This is a genomic window from Mesorhizobium vachelliae, assembly GCF_033977325.1.
Classification (GTDB): domain Bacteria; phylum Pseudomonadota; class Alphaproteobacteria; order Rhizobiales; family Rhizobiaceae; genus Mesorhizobium; species Mesorhizobium vachelliae.
Genome location: NZ_JAVIIR010000003.1, coordinates 473,402 through 493,538, shown reverse-complemented (window position 1 = coordinate 493,538; position 20,137 = coordinate 473,402). Strand labels below are relative to the sequence as shown.

Below are 20,137 nucleotides of genomic sequence, written 5' to 3'. Positions count from 1 at the left end.
AACGCAATCTAGAGGCAGAACAAGCGCCGACGCCTCGACGAGCGCCGGAACCCACACGGAGACAAGCCATGACAGCAGCCCTCCCCCGGCCACTGACCACCTATTTTGCCGCCAAGAACCGTCACGACATCGACGCCATGCTTGCCGTTTTCTCGCCGGACGCCAAGGTCCGGGACGAAGGCGAGACACATCGCGGATCGGCCGCCATCCGAACCTGGATGGAGACGACCACGCGCAAATACCGGGTGACGGTCGAGGTCGCCGACGCCGCGCTCAATGGCGACTCATGGCGGGTCGCCGGCATCGTCTCTGGCAATTTTCCCAGCAGCCCGGCGACGCTTCTTTACAGTTTCACGCTGGCGGGTGACCGGATCGAGAAGCTGGAAATCGGCGCATGACCATCCAGCAGAAATTCGCGATCGACGGCAACGAGCTCACGGGCAAGCGCGTGCTGGTCACCGGAGGCACTAGGGGCGCGGGTGAAGCTATCGTCCACAGGCTTGCCGCAGCAGGCGCGACGGTCGCCACGACCGCCCGATCGGCAGGCGCGACTTCGCCATCGGCACTGTTCGTTGAGGCCGACGTCTGCACCCTGGAAGGCGCAGCCGAAGTTGCCGCGGCCACGATCGACCGGTTTGGCGGCATCGACATCATCGTTCACAGCGTCGGCGGATCGAAGAGCCCGGGCGGCGGATTTGCCGCGCTTTCCGACCAGATCTGGCAGGATGAGCTCAACCTCAACCTGTTGGCTGCGGTGAGGTTGGACCGTTTGCTTATACCTCGGATGGTGGAGCAAGGTTCAGGCGCGATCGTCCATATCTCGTCGATTCAGCGCCACCTGCCACTGCATGAATCCACCACAGCCTATGCAGCCGCCAAGGCCGCGCTTTCCGCATACAGCAAAGCACTGTCCAAGGAACTCGGCCCCAAGGGCATACGCGTCAACAGCGTAGCGCCTGGCTGGATCCACACCACCGCGTCGGAAGCGATGGTCAGGCGGCTTGCCGCTCATGCTGGCTCGGACGAGGAAACGGCGCGGCAGGGCATCATGAATGCCCTTGGCGGTATCCCGATCGGCCGTCCGGCATGGCCGCAGGAGATCGCCGAACTGGTCGCCTTCCTCGTTTCGGATCGCGCATCGGCGATCCACGGCGCCGAGTATGTCATCGATGGCGGCACCATCCCGACGGTGTGAAGGGCTTCATTGCCGCCAGGCTTCTTAGCAATCCACTTTGTTCAGGCGCCCGGCATCGCCGCGGTGATCGACCGGCTGTCCCAACCCTCGCCGACGGAAAGCACACAGCTTTGCCCCTTGGTATCGGAAGCAAGCACGGTCCAGCTGCCCTGATCCGAGACGAAGATCTCGAGCACGACGTTCGGGTTGATCAGGCCGCGCCCGGCCTCGGTTTCGTGGAACTTGTCGCCGAGGGCCTTGATGATATCTGCGCGCGCCGCGCATTGCGCCGCAGCGCTCGCCGGCGCGGCTCCAACGGTCATCGCCACCGCCGTCAACATCGTCGCCATAAGAAATCGTGTCATCTGACACCTCCTCGCGCCAGACGAGAACCCCGGCTTGAACCGGCGCAGTTCGATTGCCTGCACGCATGGCAGGAATAAAGCCTAAGGCTGATGACGGTCTGTTGGTTCCATCACACGGCGCTGGAATTATTAGAAAGCGCGGATGCTCTCATAGCGTGTGCTAACCGAGTCATAATGCCTGGAGTTGCAGAACGACGAGGCCGAGCACCACGCCGCGCCGCAGATGACCTCATGCCACTTCCGCAGTGCCTATAAAAAAGAAAGCGCGGTTTGCGCCGCGCTTCCTCAATGTTGGTTTTAGAAAAATCGCCGGTCAGTTCATCGTCGGGATGACGAACTCGGCGCCGTCCTTGATGCCGGACGGCCAACGCGAGGTGACCGTCTTGGTCTTGGTGTAGAAGCGGAAGGCGTCCGGGCCGTGCTGGTTGAGGTCGCCGAAGGACGACGCCTTCCAGCCGCCGAAGGTATAATAGGCGATCGGAACCGGGATCGGCACGTTGACGCCGACCATGCCGACCTGGACCCTGGATGCGAAGTCCCGCGCGGCGTCGCCGTCGCGGGTGAAGATGGCGACGCCATTGCCCATCTCATGGTCGTTGGCGAGCTTGATGGCGTCCTCGTAGCGCGGCGCGCGCACCACCGAGAGCACCGGCCCGAAGATCTCTTCCTTGTAGATGCGCATGTCGGCGGTGACGTTGTCGAACAGGCAGCCGCCCATATAGTAGCCGTTCTCATAGCCCTGCATCTTGAAGCCGCGGCCGTCGACGACGAGCTTGGCGCCTTCCTTGACGCCGATATCGACATAGCCCTTCACGCGCTCCAGCGCCTGGGCGGTCACCAACGGGCCGAAATCGGCGGAGGAGTCGGTCGAGGGGCCGACCTTCAGGCTTTCGACGCGCGGCACCAGCTTTTCCATCAGCCGGTTGGCTGTGTCGTTGCCGACCGGGACCGCCACCGAGATCGCCATGCAGCGTTCGCCGGCCGAGCCGTAGCCGGCGCCGATGAGCGCGTCGACCGTCTGGTCCATGTCGGCGTCGGGCATGATGATCATGTGGTTCTTGGCGCCGCCGAAGCACTGCACGCGCTTGCCGGAAGCCGTGCCGCGCGAATAGATGTAGTGCGCGATCGGCGTCGAGCCGACGAAGCCGATCGCCTTGATGTCCGGATCGTCGAGGATGGCGTCGACCACTTCCTTGTCGCCGTTGACGACGTTGAGGATACCGGCGGGAAGGCCGGCCTCGATGAAGAGTTCCGCGATGCGGATCGGCACGCCCGGATCGCGCTCGGACGGCTTCAGGATGAAGGCGTTGCCGCAGGCGATGGCCGGCGCGATCTTCCACAGCGGGATCATCGCCGGGAAGTTGAACGGGGTGATGCCGGCGACGACGCCGAGCGGCTGGCGCATCGAATAGACGTCGATGCCGGGGCCGGCGCCGTCGGTGAACTCGCCCTTCATCATATGCGGGGCGCCGATGCAGACTTCGACCACTTCGAGGCCGCGCTGGATGTCGCCGCGCGCATCGGCGATCGTCTTGCCATGCTCGCGCGCCAGGATGTCGGCCAGCTCGTCATAGTCGCGGGCGACCAGCTCGAGGAATTTCATCAGCACGCGCACGCGGCGCTGCGGGTTGGTGGCGGCCCATTTCGGCTGCGCCGCCTTGGCATTCTCGACCGCGGCGCGCAGCTCCGCCTGCGAGGCGAGCGCCACCGTGCCGCGCACGGAGCCGTCCATCGGCTGCATCACATCCTGCTTGCGCCCGCTGGTGCCGGCGACACGCTTGCCGCCGATGAAATGACCGTATTCGATCATGGTTTCTCTCCCTTGTTTGGTGATGGCGCATTGTCCGCCTTTGCGGCGGCGATGGCAACGCGAGGAAGATCGCAACCGTTGTGCGGAAAATAGACAGCGGTGGTGAAGTGTGCATTAATTGTCGCAATACCTCCCGCGAGGATTTCTCAGGTTGAGTTTTGTCACGCCCCCCTCTGGCCTGCCGGCCATCTCCCCCTCTAGGAGGGAGATTAGCAGCTTCGCCGGCAGCGCCTTCTTCCGCATCGGCGATTGGCAAAAACCGACGCGACATCTGATCTCCCCCCTAGAGGGGGAGATGTCCGGCAGGACAGAGGGGGGCGCGAAGGAACGCGACCTGGATAATCACAGAACGGACACCTCCCATGAACTGGGATGACGTCCGCATCTTCCTCGCCGTGGCGCGCGCCGGCCAGATCCTCGGCGCGGCCAAGCGCCTGGAGCTCAACCACGCCACCGTCTCGCGCCGCATCGCCGCGCTTGAGGAGGCGCTCAGGACGAAGCTCTTCCGTCGCCTGACCACCGGCAGCGAGCTGACGCCGGCCGGCGAGCGCTTCCTCGACATAGCCGAGCGCATGGAAGGCGACATGATCGCCGCGCGCTCGACCGTTGCCGGCGAGGGCGACGATGTTTCGGGCACCGTGCGCATCGGCGCGCCGGACGGCTTTGGCGTTGCCTTCCTGGCAAAGCGGCTGGGCGAACTGACCGCGCTGCACCGTGAGCTCACCATCCAGTTGGTACCGGTGCCGCGCTCCTTCTCCCTGTCGCGCCGCGAGGCCGATATCGCAATCACCGTCGAGCGGCCGACCGAAGGGCGGCTGGTGGCGGGCAAGCTGGTCGACTATACGCTGGGGCTCTTCGCCTCCCGCGCATATGCCGAAGCCAACGGCCTGCCGAAAGCGCCGACCGAGCTCGGCCGGCACACGCTGATCGGCTATGTGCCGGACCTAATCGTCAGCCCCTCGCTCGACTATGCCGCCGAGTTCAGCCCCGAGTGGCGCACCAGCTTCGCCATCTCCTCGGCGCTCGGCCAGGCCGAGGCGGTGCGCTCCGGCGCCGGCATCGGCATCCTGCACACTTTCGTCGCCCGTTCGATGCCGGAGCTGGTGCCGGTCGACATCGTCGCCCCCATCCGCCGCGCCTACTGGCTGGTCTATCATGAATCGGTCAGGCCGATGCGCCGCGTCCAGCTCGTCGCCAACTTCATCACCAAGGCGGTGGAACGCGAGCGCGGCCTTTTTGTTTAGAGCGTTTTACCGTTTCACGGAAACGGCCAACCGCTCTATCTCCTTGTTTTGACGCAATTCCGGACGGAAAACCGCTCACACTTTTCCTGGAATTGCTCTAATCCGCGTCGAGCACGAAAGAGCTCACCACTTTCCCGGCCTCATCCGCAAGCGGCGCCCATTTCCGCTCCACCTCTTCGGAGTTGTCGCCCGCGACCCCGCAATCGACGAAGCCGTAATGCGATTTGCGCAGCGTCAGCGCGATGCGGGAATGGCCATAGAAGCTGACATTTTCGTCGGCATAGTGGAAATCCATGTCGGCTATGCGCACCGGATAGCCGTCCAGGAAATGCGCCAACCTGTCCTGACGGAAGGCGGCCGACTGATAGGCGACACCGACCATGGTCTGCCAGTTGCTCACCTGCCAATCTTCCTCCATGAATGCTCTGACGTCTGGCGGATTGTCAGGAGCGGTCGGATCGTAGGCATTTTCCGACACGCGGCAGGTGAGTCCTCGTTCGCCGGATTTGAGCTTGAGCCGAATGGTATTGTCAAAGGCGGTTTCGCTCGTCCATTCCTCGGGATAGGTCAGCGAAAAGCCGTGCTCCTTGTCGTGAACGGTCTTGTCCGCGGCAAGTGCCGCCGAGGCGCAGGCCAGATAGGCGGTCGCCAGAAGAAACAGACGCATCCCAAAATCCCCTCGCTGCAGCCGATCTTATCACGGGCAGTTGGTCATTGCCGCCTTGCCTCCGCCATAAATTCGGCCAGTGTGGCGGCAGCGCGCCTGCCATGCCATGACAGGATGCGAGGGGACAATCTTTCGGAACGCGGCGGAGAAATGCGAGCCGTTCTTGCCATTCTACCGCTGCTTTTTCTGGCGGACTGCGCCAATCCCTGGGCGAAGGTTCCGGAAGCGGAGCTGCCGAAGCCGATCCGCTATGCCATGTCGCGCCCCTCGCCTTTCGTCATCGGCAATTATTGCGGCCCGGGCACACGCACCGGCGATCTGTCGGCAAGGCCGGTCGACCGCCTCGACGCGGCCTGCCAGGTCCACGACGCCTGCTACATTGCCCGGCACGATCACTGCGATTGCGACGGCGCGCTTGTCGCTTCCGCGAGGAAGATCCGCGACGACAAGACGGCGCCGCGCAAAATGCGCAGCGAGGCCGAGTTCCTGATCGCCACCTTCGCCTTTCCCCTCTGCAGGATCTTCCCGCAAGGCTTCCTGCCGCCGCGCGACCCGGCCCAGCTCAAGGCCATGAACGGGGCGACCGGATGAGCGTCTGGCCTGCCGTCACCAGGGCCTTGTTCGGGCTGGCGCTGACGGCGCTTGCCGGTTGCGCCGGCATGCCCGGGCATTCGGCCTGCGCCTTCTTTCCCGGCGACGGCGCCTGCGGCCGCCTGCCGGTCTCGGCGGACAGCAGCGGCGCCGAGATAGCCGGGCACTATTTCGCAAGCGACGGCAACAGCGCCTACGAGAAACAGTTCCAGGCGCTGCTCGCGCAGAGCCGCATCGATGCGCTCGACCGCGCCAACGGCACCGGCCGCTTCGGCCGCGACTGGCGCGATGTCCAGAACGGCGGCTTCCACGCCGACTACCAGGCGCTGCAACGGTTGGCCAAACCGCTTGACGAGCCTGAGCTCGTGCCGACACAAGGCAAGCCGGGCGAAGGCCGGTTCACCGGCCGTTGGCGCATGTCTCGGCAGACGCTCTATCTCGATGCCGCCGCGCGGCCCTTGACGCCCAAGACCTTCAGCTTTTCCGGCCTCGAGGCGCGCTCGGTCGAGATCGTGCTGCGCCAGGCAGGCCAGCAGCCTGTCGACATCGGCGGCACCTGCGACGGCCCGCTCGCGATCCGCGCCTCGGGCAGATCCACCACGGTCGCCAAGGCCTCGCCATTCCATTTGCGCCTGTCGGCCGGAGAAACCTCGGTCAGCCTGTTCCCCGACGAGACGCTCCGCCGCTGCGATCTTCGTGTCACCTCGGCGCTGACGCCGGCCGGCGCGCCGCTGACCCTGCTGCGGGAGGAGAGCGCGGATCCGTGGATCGCGAGGCTCGACAGCCGCTACGACCGCTGCCCGGTGCCCGATCCGGCGGGAATGGAGGAGCTCGACCGCACCTTCTATGCCGGCCGCTGGCTGTCACAGACCTGCGCGCTGCCGCTCGGGTCACCGACCCTGCTGCGCAAATCGCGCGACGGCTTCAACGCCAAGGTGGAAGCCCTGCTCGGCAAGACGCTGCCGGACAGCGCCTTCGACAAGGCCGACCCCGAGCTGCCGCTCGATTTCTCCAGCGCCCCGAAGCTCAGGCTGATCTATCTGTCGTCGCTGGAGTTCAAGGCGGACTTCTCCGGCCGCATCATGGAGCGGCTGATCCGCCATCACGCGGCACTTGGCACCAAGGTGCGCATCCTGGTGACCGATGTGCTGGAGCGGGAGAAGGACGACGCCCTGCTGCACCGGCTGGCGGCGGAGTTCCCCAACGTCCAGTTGCAGGAATATCGCTGGCAGGCGGACCATGGCGCGCCGTTAGATGAGCAGATCTCACAACTGCACAAGGTTCACCATATCAAGATGCTGGCGACGCTGGCCGAGCAGCCCGGACGCTCGCGCGCCATCATCGGCGGCCGCAACATCCATGACGGTTTTCTGTTCCACAGACCGGTCGACCTGACCCGCTATCCGGACCTGGAGCAATACGGCAAGACCGACGGCTTCTCGCTGAACTACTATTCCAACTGGAGCGACTTCGACATCGAGATCGCCGACCAGGCGACCGTCGAGACGCTGGCCGCGCATCTGTCGACCATCTGGCTGCGCGACGCCGACACCAATTTGTCGCGGCCGTTTTCCATTCCGGTTCGTTCCGGCGCGGCCCCGCAGGGCGTGGCGCGGCATTTCATTTCCATGCCGTACGAGGACGGGCATGCGCTGGAGGCTTATTTCGTCGAACTGATCGACACCGCCGAGCACCGCATCGAGATCGTCAATCCCTATCTCAACCTGACGCCCGATATCGCCCGGGCTTTCGACCGGGCGCTGGCCAGGGGCGTGAAGATCGATGTCGTCGGCCGCATCGACCTCAAGGGCGATATCGGCGGCCGCTTCCTCACCGCGCTCAACAAGCTGTTCGTCGAGAAATATGGCGACCGCATCAACATCCGCGAGTTCAAGGCGCCGGATGTCGTCTTGCATTCCAAGATCATGATGATCGACGAGCGCCTGGTCGCTATCTCCTCGGTCAACCTCAACAACCGCAGCTTCTTCCATGACTCGGAGAACGGCATGGTCGTGCTCGATCCGGCCTTCTACCGCCGCATGAAGCCGGTCTATGACGATTACCTCGCCCATTCGCGCCCGGTCGCCACCAATGTCACGATCGGCTGGGCCTACCGGTGGCTGTTCAGCGACATCTGGGTCAGGGAGGCGTTCTGAACGCCACCGCTCGACATGAATTGAGATGTGTCGAGATTCAGGTCAGGCCGAGCCGAAAATGGTGGGTTCCGAGAACCGGGCTACGCCGGCCGTAGCCTTCACAGAGCGAAGACATTTATGAGGGCTTCGGCCGGCGAAGGCCGGAGCAGAGCGTACTTTTCGTACGTGAGCACCGGAAGCGCAGGAACCCGCCATTTGCAGGCCGGCATCACCTGAATATCGGCGCACCTTAGACAGGTTTCAGATACCGCTCAGGACTCAGATCGCGCGCGTTGATCTCCGGCACCCGGTTCGACATGATGTCGGCCAGCACCTTGGCCGAGCCGCAGGCCATGGTCCAGCCGAGCGTGCCATGGCCGGTGTTGAGGTAGAGGTTGGCGACCTCGCTCAGTCCGACCAGGGGCGGTCCGTCCGGCGTCATCGGCCGCAAGCCGCACCAGAAGCTTGCCGCCTTGAGGTCGCCGCCGCCGGGGAAGAGGTCGCCGACCGAATGTTCGAGCGTGCGGCGGCGCGATTCATGCAGGCGAAGGTCATAGCCCGAAATCTCCGCCGTGCCGCCGACGCGGATCCGGTCGCCGAGCCTGGTGATCGCCACCTTGTAGGTCTCGTCCATGACGGTCGACACGGGTGCTGCCTCGGCATTGGTGATTGGCACGGTGATCGAATAGCCCTTCACCGGATAGACCGGAATCGGCCGCCCCAGCGAGCGCATGAATTGCGCCGAGTAGCTGCCCATCGCCATCACGAAGGCATCCGCGGATCTCCACCCTTGGTCGGTGAGCACATTGGTGAGGCGGTTGCGGTTCCTGGCGATGCGCCGGATGGTCGAGCCGTATTCGAAGGTCACGCCGCGCGCCACGCACAGTTCGGCAAGCTTGTCGGTGAACATCTTGCAGTCGCCGGTCTCGTCGCCCGGAAGCCTCAGGCCGCCGACGAATTTGTCGCGCACCGCAGCAAGCGCCGGCTCGGCGGCGACACAGCCGTCGCGGTCGAGGATCTCGTAAGGCACCCCGTATTTCTTCAGCACCTCGACGTCGCCGCCGGTGCCGTCGAGCTGCTTCTGCTTGCGGAAGAGCTGCAGCGTGCCTTTGCTCCGTTCGTCATAGGTGATGCCGGTCGCCTCGCGCAGCGCCTTCAGCGTGTCGCGGCTGTATTCGGCAAGCGGCACCATGCGCGACTTGTTGAGCGCGTAGCGCTCGGCCGTGCAGTTGCGCAGCATCTTGAGAAGCCAGGTCCACATATTCGGGTCGAAAGCCGGCCGCACCACCAGCGGGCCATGTTTCATCAACAGCCATTTGATGGCCTTGACCGGGATGCCTGGCCCGGCCCAGGGCGAGGCATAGCCCGGCGACACCTCGCCGGCATTGGCGAAGCTGGTTTCGAGCGCCGGCCCCGGCTGGCGATCATAGACGGTCACTTCATGACCGGCCTCGGTGAGGAAGTAGGCGGTGGTGACCCCGATCACGCCGCCGCCCAGCACGATGACTTTCATTCTATGCTCCCTCAAAGGCCGATCATGCCGCCGAAGGGCCCGGATCGTCCCCCTCTGTCTGCCGGATTTTGCCGCGCCCGCCAAGGGGCCAGTCAGCGGCGGGCGCGCTGTGGACCAGCTTGAGGACGTGGCGAGATCGCTCGGCGGCACGCTCCTGCGCCGCTCGCCGCGCGGCCTCCGGCTGATAGGCCACGTCCTCGAGAAAGACCTCCTCGGCAGGGCCGTCGGGCCGTTCGGCTAGCGCCGATTGGCCCGCTTTCATGCCAAGCAGGCAGAGGCCGCGCCACGTGGCGACCGGCAGGCTGGAGCCGACAGGAGCGGATGCTTCGGCCTGCACCAGCGTGCGCGTCTGCGACGAACCGCCGCCGGCGCGGAAAGTAACCCGGCTGTTGAGCGTGGCAAGGTCGGGCTCCACGGCCCCTGCCGCAATGACGCGGCTTTCGGCGAGCTTGCGCTCGAGCATCGGTGCGATCGGATCGGCAAACGCGCGACGGCGCATCAGCATTACCTCGATCACCGCGAAGTCCTTGGCCGTCAGGCGATAGACGGTCCTGGTCATGGCGCCCTCCGCGTTTGTTCGACGGCGTCGATCGTTGCCGAGAGAACCCGGCTGTCGCGGCTTCGCCACGAGACCGTGCGTCCGGCCCGCGAGCCGATCAGCGCGGTTCCAAGCGGCGTCAGCACCGATATGCGTCTTTCGGCGATGTCGGCCTCCGACGGATAGACCAGCGTCACCGTCTGAGTGCTCCCCTCCGGGTCCTGAAGCGTCACCGTCGAGCCCATCCGCACCACGTCGGCGGGCATTGCCGCGTCGGTGGCGATCCTGGCGCGATCCATCTCGGCAAGCAGACCCTCGGCCATATCCGGGACGCGGTCGAGAAAGGCCCTGGCGAGGCCGCTCAGCCGGTCGTGGTCCGCCGTGCTGACAAGGATGGTGTTTCGGGAACGCGATTGCGTTGCTATAGGCATGGCATACCTCATGAGCTGGCGCATCGGTTGCCCGAATGCGCACAAGCCGCCACGTTGGAGGCGGCTAACAAAGCCCGGCCACAAGGGCCGCGGGCTCGGTGAAAATGTCTGGAATTAAACGCCCCGGTTCACGCGGCCGCCGGCATTGGCGGCCACGCCGGGGCTACGCTCCCGCGATGGGGCAAACCCTGAAGCAGGTTTTGGTGTAAGCGAGGTTGCTCATGCCCCGAACCTTGCCGAGAAGCCCCGGCTTGTCAAGCAAGGCGCCTGTTTCAACCGCCGATGTAGCGGCGGTGAAAGCGCGCACCCAGGCTGGTCAATATCTCATAGCCGATGGTGCCGGCGTGGCCGGCCGCGTCGTCGACACTTTGCGACGGGCCGATGAGCTCGACGAGATTGCCCTCGCTGAGCCGGCCGGCGGGAAGCGCCGAGATGTCGAGAATGATGGAGTCCATCGACACGCGCCCGACGAAGGGCAGCCGCACGCCCTCGAACCAGGCGGCCGAAGCGGCACGCCGGTGCCAGCCATCGCCATAGCCCAGCGAAATGGTTGCCAGCCTGAGTGGCCCGTCCGCCTGATGGGTATGGCCATAGCCGATGCCGGTGCCGACGCCGACCTGCCGCGTCTGCGTCACTTTGGCCTGCAGCTTTATCACCGGCAGCATCGGGTTGGGCGCGTCGGGCGTCGGGTTGACGCCGTAGAGCGCGGCCCCCGGCCGGGCGAGGTCGTAGTGATAGGCCGGTCCGAGAAAGATGCCGGACGAGTTGGCCAAGGAGGCGGGCGCCGCGGGCAACATCTTGCGCAGCCGCTCGAATTCGAGCCGCTGCTTCTCGTTCGCCGCCTGTTGCGGCTCGTCGGCGCGGGCGAGATGGCTCATCACGAAGCGGATGTCGATGCCGTCGAAGGCACCCGCCTCCCCCGCGATCGCCTCGACTTCCTCCGGCGCCATGCCGAGCCTGGCCATGCCGCTGTCGACCTGGATGGCGGCCGGCAGGTTCCGGCCTGCGCCCCGCGCGGTCTCGCGCCAGGCCTTCAGCTGAACGGGGCTGTTGATGACCGGGTAAAGCCCGGCCGCGAGGGCTTCCGGTTCAGAACCCGGAGGCAGCCCGTTCAGCACGAAGATGTCCGGCCCCGGGCCGATTGCCTTGCGCAGCGCGATGCCCTCGCCGAGCAGCGCGGCGAAGAAGATGTCGCAGCCCTCTTTCGCCAGCGCCGGGGCCACTTGGGCGGCGCCAAGCCCGTAGCCGTCGGCCTTGAGCACGCCGGCGCAGCGGGCGCCGTTCAGCCGCGCCTTCAGCCGGCGGTAGTTTTCGCGAATGGCGCCGAGATCGATCGTCAGGATCGCGCCGGCGGCAGCCTCGCTGACCGTCGAACCGCTGTTTGCGTCATGCGCCGGAAACCCGCGTCCGGTGTCGTCGTTCATGGCGACCCCTGCTCGTTGCATGGGCCATCAATACGGCCATGGAGCCGCCGCGACAACCGGGAGGCTAATAGGCCAGATACTCGAACGCCGCCACCACCTGCTCGTAGACCTTGCGCTTGAACGGCACGATCAGTTCGGGCAGCTCCCGCATCGGCCGCCACGCCCATTCATCGAATTCGGCCGTGTGGCCGCCGGGCGGCGGGTTGATCGCGATCTCGCTTTCATCGCCCTCGAAGCGGTAGGCGAACCATTTCTGCGTCTGGCCGCGATAGCGGCCCTTGAAGGCGACGCCGACCAGATGCGGCGGCAGGTCGTAGTTGATCCAGCGCGGCGCCTCGGCAAGCAGCGACACGCTGCGCATGCCGGTTTCCTCGTAGAGCTCGCGCCCGGCGGCCTCGATCGGCTCCTCGCCCTTGTCGATGCCGCCCTGCGGCATCTGCCAAAGCTGCGTCGTGCCGGCGAACTCGCTGTCCGGCTCGGCGATACGGTGCCCGACCCAGACGAGGCCTGCCCTGTTGAGGATCATCAGCCCGACACAGGGACGATAGGGCAGCGTTTCGGGATCGATCTTCTTGGCCATGAGGATTTCCAGCCGTTTTTGGGGATTGATTGCGGCGAGGCGGGGTAGCGTTAGCCTTTTTGCGGATCGATCGCCACCGCCGAGATCGGCACGACCTCGATGCCGCGTTTTTTCGCCTCGGCGATCCAGGACGTCACCGTGTCGACGGTGACGTCGAAAGCCGAACCGATGCCGACCGCGCTGCCCTTGGCCCGCGCCGTCGCTTCCAGGCTGTCCAGCTTCTTGAGGATTTCGCCGCGATCCTGCACGGCATCGATCGCCATGTCGCCGGCGACGAAAGGCACGCCGTCCTTCAAGGCAAGCTCGGGCGCGACACTGCGCGCGGAAGACCCGTCGTCGATATAGGCGAGCCCCCGCTTGCCGAGCTCTGCCATGAACGGCTCCATCGCGTTTGCATCGGCCGAAAAGCGGGCGCCCATATAGTTCATGACCCCGGTGTAGTTTGTCATGCGCGACAGCGCCCAGCGCAGGCTCTTCAGGTTCTCGCCCTGGCTGGCCGAGACCGTCAGCGTGTTGCGGCCGGGATTGACGTTTGGATAGTCGAACGGTTCGAGCGGCACCTGCATGACGATCTCATGCCCGCTCTGCCTTGCCGCCTGCATCCAGCGGCCGATGCTGTTGCCCTGCGGCGCGAAGGCCAGCGTCACTTCGGCCGGCAGCTTGGCGATCGCCGCCTGCGTGCCGGTCTGCGACACGGCGAGCCCACCAATGACGATCGCCACCCGCGCCCCGCGCGCGCCCGACCACGGCCGCGCATAGACGTCGAAGGGCCGCCTGCCGTCGGCGGAACGGATCGGCAGCGGACCGGTGTCGCTGGCCTCGATCAGCGCCCTGTCCGGGATATGGGCGACCTTCAGATTTTGGCCCAGCGTCGAGGGATCGCGGATGACGATCGCCGCCTTTGGCGGGCCATCGCCCTCCTCGGTCTGGACGTGGATGATCTGCGGCCCGCCGCCCTTCATCGGCGTGCTGGCCTGTGGCGTCGCCGCGGCGATCGGAGCCGGCGCGGGCGCAGGCGCAGGCACCGCCGGAGCAGGTGCGGCCACCTTCGGTGTCGAAACGGCAATCTGTTCCGGCTTGCGGAACGGTTTCTCACGCAGCGCAATCGCGCCGGAAACACCGATCACGGCGATAACGACGACGATCGCGGCAAGCGTTCCGCCGGCGATACCGCGCGAAGCCTTGCGCTGGGGCCGGAGCGTCTGTCCGAGCGGGCGTTCGATATCCTTGCCGATCTCAGCCAAGTCGTGCTTTCCCCGGAAGCACGCCAGAGTCACGTTTTTCGTGACATCTCGCGTGAACTTCGCAATCGCTGGCGCGATACCCCACACCCGTGGCGCCCAACCGCGGCCCCCGAATCAAACTGCCGGAACCTCACGGCTCCGGCAGCATTGCATTGCTTCGCTCAGCCGGCCAGAGCCGGACTGCATTACTGGTTCAGCACGGCCTTGTCCGGGTTCGGCGGGAAGGCCGGATCGGTCTTTTCGCCGCGCAGCAGCTTCTCGGCATAGATCAGCTGCAGGTCGTCCTTCGGATCCGGCGGCACATAGGCGGCCGAGCCCGAACCGGTGGAACTCTCGTCGGCGCCCTTGATGTGGCCCTTGAGATCGGATTCGCCCCGGGTCAGGTCGCGGCCCTGCAAATCCGGCGGCAGCGGCTGGTCGACCTTGATGTCGGGCGTGATGCCCTTGCCCTGGATCGACTTGCCCGACGGCGTGTAATAGAGCGCCGTCGTCAGCCTGAGCGCGCCATTCTCGCCAAGCGGGATGATGGTCTGCACCGAGCCCTTGCCGAAGGACTGCGTGCCCACCACCGTGACACGGCGCAGGTCCTGCAGCGCGCCCGCGACGATTTCCGAGGCGCTCGCCGAACCGCCATTGACCAGCACGATCATCGGCTTGCCGTTGATGTCGTCGACCTGCTTCGGCTTGGCGTCGAAGCGGGTGACGTCCTTCGGATCGCGGCCGCGCGTCGAGACGATCTCGCCGCGCTTGAGGAAGGCATCCGACACGCTGACCGCCTGGTCGAGCAGGCCGCCCGGATTGAGGCGCAGATCGAGCACATAGCCCTTCAGCTTGTCGTTCGGCACCTGCTTCTTGATGTTCTCGATGGCGTTCTCGAGATCGTCATAGGTCTTCTCGGTGAAGGAGGTGATCTTCATGTAGCCGATGTCGTTCTCGACCCGGTACTTCACCGCCTTGACCTTGATGATGTCGCGCACCACCGTCAGCTCGATCGGCTTGTCGGCGCCCTGGCGCAGGATGGTGAGCTTGATCGGCGTGTTGACCGGCCCGCGCATCTTCTCGACCGCGTCGTTGAGGGTGAGGCCGCGAACCTCCTCGCCGTCGATCTTGGCGATGTAGTCGCCGGCAAGCACGCCTGCCTTGGCGGCCGGCGTGTCGTCGATCGGCGTGATCACCTTGACGAGGTCGTTCTCCATGGTGACCTCGATGCCGAGGCCGCCGAACTCGCCCTTGGTCTGCACGCGCATGTCCTGCGCCTGCTCGGCATTCATGTAGGAGGAATGCGGGTCGAGCGAGGCGAGCATGCCGTTGATGGCGTTCTCGACGAGCGACTTGTCGTCCGGCGGCGTCACGTAGTTCGCGCGCACGCGCTCGAAGATGTCGCCGAAGATCGCCAGCTGCTTGTAGGTTTCAGAGCCCGCAGCGTTCGCCGCCGAACCCGGTGCGCCGTAGACCAGGCTCATTGCCGATGCGCCCATCAGCGCGCCAGCAAACAGAAGCGACAGTTTCCGCATCATTTCACGTCCTTCCAGAGAATCGGTCCGCCCACCATGGGGCCGGATCGACGGGTTTTCCATCCTTGCGGAACTCGACATAGAGTTCCGGCGTCGCATTTCCATTTCGCGAGGCCGAGGTGCTTGCCACCCGGGCCTCTCCCATCGCGCCGATCGGCTCTCCTGCGAGCACCGACTGTCCGGTCGCGACGCTGATTCTGCTCATCCCCGCCAGGACGACATGATACCCGTCGCCCGCATTGAGGATCAAGAGTTGACCATAGGAGCGAAACGGCCCCGCATAAAGCACGTTTCCATCCGCCGGCGCGGTGACGATGGCCCCCGATTGTGTCGCAACCATGTCGCCCTGCATCGGTGCGCCATTGCCGTCATCGGCGCCGAAACGCAACTTTATCTTACCGATCACCGGCAGCGCGATCTGGCCTTGCAAGGCCGAGAACGGCGCCGATCCCGTGAGGCGGTTGGCCTCCGGCACCGGCAGCGCGGCGAGATCGGTGGTCGAGGCCGTCGTGTCGGCGTCGGTCGATTTGCGCTCGCCCGCCTTGACCTGGTCCTGCGCCTTGCGCGCCTTGTCGGCCTCCAGCGAGGCGATCAGATCCTTGAGGCTGCTCGCCTTCGCCGCCAGTTGCTGCGAATGCTGCTGCTCGGCCGCGATCGCCGCCTGGGTGTCGGCCTGCAGCTTTTTCTTGGCCTCGAGCAGCATGGTGAGCCGCTTCTTCTCCGCCGTCTGGTCGGTGACGGCACTGGTGAGTCTCGCGCGTTCGGCCTCGATCGAGGCCGTCACCTTTGTCTGCTCCTTGAGATCGGCCATCAGCCGGTCGGTCTGCTGGCGCAGTTCCGGCACGACCGCGCCGAGTAGGATGGCGCTGCGCACCGACGACAGCGCGTCCTCGGGCTTGACCAGGATCGCCGGCGGCGGATTGAGCCCCATGCGCTGCAGCGCTCCAAGCACCTCGGCCAGCACATCGCGCCGCGCCATCAGCGAGGCGCGCAGCTTATTTTGCTCGGCCTTCAACCCTTCGAGCTTGGCGCCGATGTCCTCGATGTCCTGGCCGAGCTTCTGCTCCGTCATCGCCGACTGGATGAGCGCCGCGGTGATCGAGGCATAGTCCTTGCGCACCGAGGCGATATCGGCGGCAAGCTTGGCCAGCCGCTCCGACGAGAGCGTGATCTCCTTTGAGACCTGCTCGTATTCGGCCCGGCTCTGATCCGGGTCGGGTGCGGCGTCGAGCGCGTTCTCCGCCGCCCGGACCGGCCCGAGCGCGACCACGGCGGCGACAAGGGTCAAACCGCAGCGGCTGCGCCAGGCGCGCGTAATCGGGTACCAGCCTTCAAACATCAGGCCTCTAACCTATCCGCCGCTTCGTTAACGAACCATCAACCATGTTGGAAGCGCCGCTCAGAGCAATTCCAGCAAAAGTGCGTAACGGTTTTCCGTCCGGAATTGCGTAAAACAGAAATACCCCGTTGCCGTGCGATTGAGGCAGAAATCCTGGCGTGGGCAGGCAATCCCCAGCTTCTTGGTCGCCGGGCCATTCACGAACGATGGTAGGGGTGCCCCGCCAGGATGGTCGCGATCCGATAAAGCTGCTCGCCCAGCATCACGCGCACCAGCTGGTGCGGCCAGGTCAGCGCGCCGAACGACAGCACCAGGTCGGCCTGCTCGCGCAAGGATTTGTCATGACCGTCGGCGCCGCCGATGGCGACGACCAGCGCCTTGCGGCCGCCGTCGCGCAACTGGCCGACGCGGGCGGCCAGGTCTTCCGACGAAAGCGACTTGCCGCGTTCGTCGAGCAGGATGAGAACGGTACCGGCCTGCAACTGGGCCTGCAGCTTCTGGGCTTCCTCGTGGCGGCGCTCATCGGCGCTCTGTCCGCGGCCCTCGGGAACCTCGACAATGCCGGCAAATTCCAGCCCGACCGCAGGCCCACTCTTGCCAAAGCGCTCGAAATAGCGGTCGGCGAGTTCTCTCTCGGGGCCGGTCTTCATCCGGCCCACGGCATGGACTGTGATCTTCATCCTCGCCCCGGCGAGCTTGCTTCAACGCATACCGTGACGGCTCACGGCAGGCGGATCAAGGCTCAGTGCAAGGTCTCTTCCTCGAGGTCCGGCGCCAGCCACATCTTTTCGAGATTGTAGAATTCGCGGACTTCGGGGCGGAAGACATGGACGATGATGTCGCCCGAATCGATCAGGACCCAGTCGGCGCTGGCCAGCCCTTCGACGCGCGCGGTGCCGAGGCCGGCATCCTTGAGCGCCTTGAGGAGATGATCGGCGACAGCCGAGACATGACGGTGCGATCGACCCGAGGCGATGACCATATAGTCACCGAGGCTCGATTTTCCCTGGATGTCGATTGAGACGATGTTTTCGGCCTTGGAGTCTTCCAGACTGGCAAGGACTGTGGCGATGGCGGGGGACACGGCGTCGTTTACGCTGATCCCGGCCGGCGAAGGCATGATGTCAGCCTTCTTCCGCAGTGCTGTTCTCAGTGTGTTTCCTTTCCCAACAAGAACAACCAAATCACCCATGCAAATCAGGTGACACCACTTAGATAGGCAGAGTTCCATTGCAGTTTCAAGACGACGGCCCCGAAGCGTGATCGTCGCGCGATGGTCCGGAGGCCTTCCGCCGGACTGCAAAAGGCGGGAACCGATCCCGGGCGCATGGGTTATCGGCGCACCGACCAAAGGGATCCCCGTCATGCCCACCGACCCGCAAAGCGCCCTCATCACCATCCAGGCCGGGCTCGCCCAGCTCAGCACCTTGATCGTTTCCTATTCCTTCTCGGCCATCGGCGCCGTCATCATCCTGATTGTCGGCTACTTCGTCGCCGGCCTGGCCGAACGCTCGATCAGTGCCGGCCTCAGTCATATCCACGGCTTCGACGCGACCTTGCGCAATTTCTTCGCCAAGATCGTGCGTTACGCCATCTTGATCCTGGTCGTCATCATGGTGCTTGGCCAGTTCGGGGTGCAGACGGCCTCCATCATCGCGGCGATAGGCGCTGTCGGCCTGGCCATCGGTCTAGCGCTGCAGGGCACGCTGCAGAACATCGCTGCCGGCATCATGCTGCTCGCGCTCAGGCCCTTCCGCATCGGCGAATATGTCGAGGTCGGCTCGATTGCCGGCACCATCGAGGAGATCGGCCTCTTCGCCACCAAGCTGCGCTCCGCCGACGGCGTCTATGTGCTGGCACCCAATTCGACATTGTGGAACCAGCCGGTGCGCAATTTCACCCGCAACGGCGTGCGCCGCACCGACGTGAGCTTGAGCATCGGCTCTTGGAACGATATCGACCGCGCGCAAAAGACGCTGCTTGCCATCGCCGGCGCCGAAAATCGCATCCGCCGCGAACCAGCACCGATCGCCTTCGTGGCCAGTCTCGGCGACGCCACCGTTTCGCTCACCTTGCGCTACTGGACGTCGGCCGCCGACTATTTCTCGACCCAGATCGACATGACCAAGCGCGCCAAGCAGGCTTTCGACAGCGAAGGCATCTCGATCCCGCTGCCGCCGCCGGAAGTGCCGGCGCCGGAGGCACGCAAGCAGTAGCCCGACCAGCGCTTCCCCGCTCAGTGCTTCGTTGCCGCCTCGTCCGGCGCGAAGGCAAGCTCCACCGGCAAGGGTGTCTGCGCCGACATCGGCGCGAAACTGCCGCTTGTGGGCGCGGGTGTCGGCCGGCCCGCCATCACGCGCCACAGCACGAAAAGGCAGAAGGCCGATGCGATGACGATGCCGACATAGATGAAGGTCGCGGTGCCGAAGACGGCGGAAAGCGCCGTGACGAGGCCCGGCACGATGAAGCCGGCCAGCGACCAGGCAAACAGCATCGAGCTGGACAGCGCCAGAAGCTCGTCCTTGGCGGCGCGGTCGGCTGCATGCGCGCTGGAGAGCGCGTAGATCGATTCCGACGCGCCGTCCCAGACGAGATAGATCACCACCAGCACCATCAGCGCGCCGCCGTCGAAGGCGATGGCTAAAACGCTGGCGACGGTCGCGAGCGCCGCCGCGCCCGCCAGCACATAGCGCCGGTCGGTGCGGTCCGAAATCCAGCCGAGCGGGATCTGCAGGATGAGCGTGCCGACCGGCATCGCCGATAAAAGCAGCGCCACATCGGCCTGGCTGTAGCCCTTGGCGGTGGCGTGGATCGGCGCGAAGCCGGATACGATCATCGACAGGCCGCCGACGGCGAGCATGCCGGCGACGCCGACCGGCGAGATGCGCCAGGCGCGGCGCAGCGCCACCGATGCGGCCTGCGGCGCCGGCGGCTGGGCAAGCCTGGTCATGCCGACCGGCAGGATGGAAAGCGCCGTGAAGGTGATGCCGATCAGCGAGGCGGCGGCCGTATGGATGTCGACCGCGGCGAGCGTGGCATAGCCGACGCCCAGCCCGGCTATATAGGCGACGTAGAACACCGCCATCACCCGGCCGCGGATCGAATTCGGCAAGGCGTCGTTCAGCCAACTCTGCGCGACGATGAACAGCCCGCAGATCGCGAAGCCGTAAAGCGCCCGCGCGGCGATCCACAAAAGCGGGATCGGCCCGGCGCCGATCGCGGCGTTGGACAGCGCGATCAGCGCCGAGAGCACCATGAAGGCGCGGGCATGCCCGACGCGTTTGACCAGCGGCCCGGTCAGGATGCAGCCGGCAAGCCCGCCGGCCGACAGCCCGGTGACGATCAGCCCGGCCCAGGTCGGATCGAACCCGTCGGCGCCGAGACGCACCGGGATATAGGCGAACATCAGCCCATTGCCGATCGCGATCAGCGCCATCGACACGATGACGCTGGCAATGGCGATCAGCGGCGCCGATTGCGCAGCGCGGCCAGGATCAGTCGCGGTAAGGGTTTTCTCCAGCATGCTGGCTCCAGCTTGGCTTACCGGAGGGCGAAAAGCAGCCGTAAA

General features: G+C 65.4%; 20 protein-coding genes. 6 read left to right on the top strand and 14 right to left on the bottom strand.

Features of this window, described 5'->3' with window-relative positions:
• Nucleotides 1–68: 68 nt before the first annotated feature.
• Both RFM41_RS09290 and RFM41_RS09285 read left to right on the top strand, forming a co-directional pair.
• Nucleotides 69–398: a nuclear transport factor 2 family protein gene (locus RFM41_RS09290; protein ID WP_320247236.1), complete on the top strand. Its 330-nt coding sequence runs from the start codon at nucleotides 69–71 to the stop codon at nucleotides 396–398.
• Nucleotides 395–1,195 (top strand): SDR family oxidoreductase, encoded by an 801-nt coding sequence (locus tag RFM41_RS09285; RefSeq protein ID WP_320247239.1) that lies wholly within the window; start codon nucleotides 395–397, stop codon nucleotides 1,193–1,195. The genes RFM41_RS09290 and RFM41_RS09285 overlap by 4 nt, the downstream gene beginning before the upstream one ends.
• Nucleotides 1,196–1,236: 41 nt before the next feature.
• Here the strand turns inward: RFM41_RS09285 and RFM41_RS09280 are convergent, their stop codons facing one another.
• Nucleotides 1,237–1,539: a hypothetical protein gene (locus tag RFM41_RS09280; RefSeq protein WP_320247242.1), complete on the bottom strand. Its 303-nt coding sequence runs from the start codon at nucleotides 1,537–1,539 to the stop codon at nucleotides 1,237–1,239.
• 313 nt (nucleotides 1,540–1,852) lie between these two features.
• Nucleotides 1,853–3,349 (bottom strand): CoA-acylating methylmalonate-semialdehyde dehydrogenase, encoded by a 1,497-nt coding sequence (locus RFM41_RS09275; protein WP_095767225.1) that lies wholly within the window; start codon nucleotides 3,347–3,349, stop codon nucleotides 1,853–1,855.
• Nucleotides 3,350–3,711: 362 nt separating this feature from the next.
• On the opposite strand from RFM41_RS09275, the gene RFM41_RS09270 reads away from it, so the two are divergent.
• The gene (locus tag RFM41_RS09270; RefSeq protein WP_320247245.1) at nucleotides 3,712–4,593 is read left to right on the top strand and encodes a LysR family transcriptional regulator; all 882 of its coding nucleotides are present in this window, start codon (nucleotides 3,712–3,714) and stop codon (nucleotides 4,591–4,593) included.
• A gap of 97 nt (nucleotides 4,594–4,690) precedes the next feature.
• On the opposite strand, the gene RFM41_RS09265 is transcribed toward RFM41_RS09270, so the two are convergent.
• Nucleotides 4,691–5,260: a hypothetical protein gene (locus tag RFM41_RS09265; RefSeq protein WP_320247247.1), complete on the bottom strand. Its 570-nt coding sequence runs from the start codon at nucleotides 5,258–5,260 to the stop codon at nucleotides 4,691–4,693.
• A gap of 150 nt (nucleotides 5,261–5,410) precedes the next feature.
• Between RFM41_RS09265 and RFM41_RS09260 the strand changes: the two genes are divergently transcribed.
• Entirely contained in the window at nucleotides 5,411–5,851 is a 441-nt protein-coding gene (locus RFM41_RS09260) for a phospholipase A2 family protein (protein WP_320247248.1), read from the top strand.
• On the top strand, nucleotides 5,848–8,007 hold the full coding sequence (locus RFM41_RS09255; protein WP_320247250.1) for a phospholipase D-like domain-containing protein: 2,160 nt from the start codon (nucleotides 5,848–5,850) through the stop codon (nucleotides 8,005–8,007). The genes RFM41_RS09260 and RFM41_RS09255 overlap by 4 nt, the downstream gene beginning before the upstream one ends.
• A gap of 229 nt (nucleotides 8,008–8,236) precedes the next feature.
• On the opposite strand, the gene RFM41_RS09250 is transcribed toward RFM41_RS09255, so the two are convergent.
• From RFM41_RS09250 to rsfS, 10 genes are all read right to left on the bottom strand, one after another.
• Nucleotides 8,237–9,583 (bottom strand): D-amino acid dehydrogenase, encoded by a 1,347-nt coding sequence (locus RFM41_RS09250; RefSeq protein ID WP_347344037.1) that lies wholly within the window; start codon nucleotides 9,581–9,583, stop codon nucleotides 8,237–8,239.
• Nucleotides 9,522–10,058, bottom strand: a complete 537-nt coding sequence (locus RFM41_RS09245; RefSeq protein WP_320247255.1) for a GreA/GreB family elongation factor — start codon at nucleotides 10,056–10,058, stop codon at nucleotides 9,522–9,524. Before RFM41_RS09245 ends, RFM41_RS09250 begins: the two co-directional genes overlap by 62 nt.
• The gene (gene rnk, locus RFM41_RS09240) at nucleotides 10,055–10,468 is read right to left on the bottom strand and encodes a nucleoside diphosphate kinase regulator (protein ID WP_320247256.1); all 414 of its coding nucleotides are present in this window, start codon (nucleotides 10,466–10,468) and stop codon (nucleotides 10,055–10,057) included. The genes RFM41_RS09245 and rnk overlap by 4 nt, the downstream gene beginning before the upstream one ends.
• Before the next feature lie 272 nt (nucleotides 10,469–10,740).
• On the bottom strand, nucleotides 10,741–11,892 hold the full coding sequence (gene alr, locus RFM41_RS09235) for an alanine racemase (RefSeq protein ID WP_320247258.1): 1,152 nt from the start codon (nucleotides 11,890–11,892) through the stop codon (nucleotides 10,741–10,743).
• A 64-nt stretch (nucleotides 11,893–11,956) separates the two neighbouring features.
• Entirely contained in the window at nucleotides 11,957–12,472 is a 516-nt protein-coding gene (locus tag RFM41_RS09230; RefSeq protein ID WP_430691512.1) for an RNA pyrophosphohydrolase, read from the bottom strand.
• Nucleotides 12,473–12,522: 50 nt separating this feature from the next.
• Complete coding sequence (locus tag RFM41_RS09225) at nucleotides 12,523–13,716, bottom strand: divergent polysaccharide deacetylase family protein (RefSeq protein WP_320247259.1); 1,194 nt, start codon at nucleotides 13,714–13,716, stop codon at nucleotides 12,523–12,525.
• Nucleotides 13,717–13,901: 185 nt separating this feature from the next.
• Complete coding sequence (locus RFM41_RS09220) at nucleotides 13,902–15,233, bottom strand: S41 family peptidase (RefSeq protein ID WP_320247260.1); 1,332 nt, start codon at nucleotides 15,231–15,233, stop codon at nucleotides 13,902–13,904.
• A 1-nt stretch (nucleotide 15,234) separates the two neighbouring features.
• Entirely contained in the window at nucleotides 15,235–16,569 is a 1,335-nt protein-coding gene (locus RFM41_RS09215; RefSeq protein WP_320247262.1) for a murein hydrolase activator EnvC family protein, read from the bottom strand.
• Between the two features lie 197 nt (nucleotides 16,570–16,766).
• On the bottom strand, nucleotides 16,767–17,249 hold the full coding sequence (gene rlmH / locus RFM41_RS09210; RefSeq protein ID WP_320247263.1) for a 23S rRNA (pseudouridine(1915)-N(3))-methyltransferase RlmH: 483 nt from the start codon (nucleotides 17,247–17,249) through the stop codon (nucleotides 16,767–16,769).
• Between the two features lie 62 nt (nucleotides 17,250–17,311).
• Nucleotides 17,312–17,689, bottom strand: coding sequence for a ribosome silencing factor (gene rsfS, locus RFM41_RS09205; protein WP_320247264.1), 378 nt, complete (start codon nucleotides 17,687–17,689; stop codon nucleotides 17,312–17,314).
• A 244-nt stretch (nucleotides 17,690–17,933) separates the two neighbouring features.
• On the opposite strand from rsfS, the gene RFM41_RS09200 reads away from it, so the two are divergent.
• A complete protein-coding gene (locus RFM41_RS09200; protein ID WP_320247266.1) occupies nucleotides 17,934–18,785 on the top strand; it encodes a mechanosensitive ion channel family protein in 852 nt (283 codons plus the stop codon).
• Nucleotides 18,786–18,805: 20 nt separating this feature from the next.
• On the opposite strand, the gene RFM41_RS09195 is transcribed toward RFM41_RS09200, so the two are convergent.
• The gene (locus RFM41_RS09195; protein WP_320247268.1) at nucleotides 18,806–20,092 is read right to left on the bottom strand and encodes an MFS transporter; all 1,287 of its coding nucleotides are present in this window, start codon (nucleotides 20,090–20,092) and stop codon (nucleotides 18,806–18,808) included.
• Nucleotides 20,093–20,137: the final 45 nt, after the last annotated feature.

Bases quoted from the DNA above. Each gene is read 5' to 3' on its own strand.
- RFM41_RS09290 (WP_320247236.1), top strand. From the start codon at position 69: ATGACAGCAGCCCTCCCCCGGCCACTGACCACCTATTTTGCCGCCAAG.
- RFM41_RS09285 (WP_320247239.1), top strand. From the start codon at position 395: ATGACCATCCAGCAGAAATTCGCGATCGACGGCAACGAGCTCACGGGC.
- RFM41_RS09280 (WP_320247242.1), bottom strand. From the start codon at position 1,539: ATGACACGATTTCTTATGGCGACGATGTTGACGGCGGTGGCGATGACC.
- RFM41_RS09275 (WP_095767225.1), bottom strand. From the start codon at position 3,349: ATGATCGAATACGGTCATTTCATCGGCGGCAAGCGTGTCGCCGGCACC.
- RFM41_RS09270 (WP_320247245.1), top strand. From the start codon at position 3,712: ATGAACTGGGATGACGTCCGCATCTTCCTCGCCGTGGCGCGCGCCGGC.
- RFM41_RS09265 (WP_320247247.1), bottom strand. From the start codon at position 5,260: ATGCGTCTGTTTCTTCTGGCGACCGCCTATCTGGCCTGCGCCTCGGCG.
- RFM41_RS09260 (WP_320247248.1), top strand. From the start codon at position 5,411: ATGCGAGCCGTTCTTGCCATTCTACCGCTGCTTTTTCTGGCGGACTGC.
- RFM41_RS09255 (WP_320247250.1), top strand. From the start codon at position 5,848: ATGAGCGTCTGGCCTGCCGTCACCAGGGCCTTGTTCGGGCTGGCGCTG.
- RFM41_RS09245 (WP_320247255.1), bottom strand. From the start codon at position 10,058: ATGACCAGGACCGTCTATCGCCTGACGGCCAAGGACTTCGCGGTGATC.
- rnk (WP_320247256.1), bottom strand. From the start codon at position 10,468: ATGCCTATAGCAACGCAATCGCGTTCCCGAAACACCATCCTTGTCAGC.
- alr (WP_320247258.1), bottom strand. From the start codon at position 11,892: ATGAACGACGACACCGGACGCGGGTTTCCGGCGCATGACGCAAACAGC.
- RFM41_RS09230 (WP_430691512.1), bottom strand. From the start codon at position 12,472: ATGGCCAAGAAGATCGATCCCGAAACGCTGCCCTATCGTCCCTGTGTC.
- RFM41_RS09220 (WP_320247260.1), bottom strand. From the start codon at position 15,233: ATGATGCGGAAACTGTCGCTTCTGTTTGCTGGCGCGCTGATGGGCGCA.
- RFM41_RS09215 (WP_320247262.1), bottom strand. From the start codon at position 16,569: ATGTTTGAAGGCTGGTACCCGATTACGCGCGCCTGGCGCAGCCGCTGC.
- rlmH (WP_320247263.1), bottom strand. From the start codon at position 17,249: ATGAAGATCACAGTCCATGCCGTGGGCCGGATGAAGACCGGCCCCGAG.
- rsfS (WP_320247264.1), bottom strand. From the start codon at position 17,689: ATGCCTTCGCCGGCCGGGATCAGCGTAAACGACGCCGTGTCCCCCGCC.
- RFM41_RS09200 (WP_320247266.1), top strand. From the start codon at position 17,934: ATGCCCACCGACCCGCAAAGCGCCCTCATCACCATCCAGGCCGGGCTC.
- RFM41_RS09195 (WP_320247268.1), bottom strand. From the start codon at position 20,092: ATGCTGGAGAAAACCCTTACCGCGACTGATCCTGGCCGCGCTGCGCAA.